The sequence below is a fragment of the Ruegeria sp. N11 genome, assembly GCF_056531525.1.
The window spans coordinates 1-905 of record NZ_JBQFLX010000078.1; the positions used below are offsets into that span (position 1 = coordinate 1).

Genomic DNA, 905 nt, shown 5'->3' on the forward strand with positions numbered 1-905 from the left:
CGACCAGATACGACAGATGCCCGAAGGTCTTCCTCTCCGCCATCGCCCTCGCCGCAACCGTCATTTATTGGTTATGAGTCCTGACCCTAGGTATTGAATAATTTTAAATTACAACAACGGGTTAAAGAAATTCGATCCAAGGCACCAAATCTCTCTTTGCGACCAAAAGGCTCGTTGATCCGGCTGTCAATCAGAGTTCCGTGAACTTTCTCCATGATTCCAGTGACAACTGCAACAACACCAACTTTGCACTGGAAAACTAGTTGGCATTGCTCCTCAATAGTTTGAGAAGAAAACACCGCAATTAGGTACTCGATTACCTCAGCTCTCTGAGCCTTTCCCAGTATTGCCAATGCCTCTTCGGAATCCATGTAAATCGCAACCTCTTCGGCTACACAAAGGGAGTTGATGAGCAGATCGTTCACGTCACAAGGTTTGGCAGTTAGCTCAATCAGAACACCCATCGCGACGACATCGAAGAAGTTTGGGGCAGGTACAATTCTACCGAAACCAAACGTCAATTGGGTTCCGAAATACGGTTGCAGTATATTCCAAGCATTTTCGACTTGAGAAGCAGTCTTGGCAAGCGTCAAAGCTATATCCTGGAACGCAAAAGGTGTCGTTGTCGTGCAGATCAATTTTGGATCCTAACGTTGGTAGTAATCCCAAAATTCTTCATAGAATCATAATGGTAAATTATTAGGAAATGCTATTGGAGTGTACTTTGGTCAAGTCATCTATTTCGGCTGAACTATGCTAGTTTCCTTCGTTATGTTAGGCTCGGGACCCATTGATTTCCGCGTGGCTGCGTGATTCACGGTTCGAAAATCGAGCGGTGACCATGTCTGATCTTTTTTGGCTGACGGATGCGCAGATGGCGCGTCTTGAGCCTTTCTTCCCCAAGT

1 protein-coding gene is annotated in these 905 nt (G+C 45.7%); it reads right to left on the reverse strand.

Annotated features, from left to right (window positions below; all coding sequences use genetic code 11):
• Positions 1–86: 86 nt before the first annotated feature.
• Complete coding sequence (locus tag ACR0J8_RS24255) at positions 87–593, reverse strand: hypothetical protein (protein WP_480528020.1); 507 nt, start codon at positions 591–593, stop codon at positions 87–89.
• Positions 594–905 lie beyond the last annotated feature (312 nt).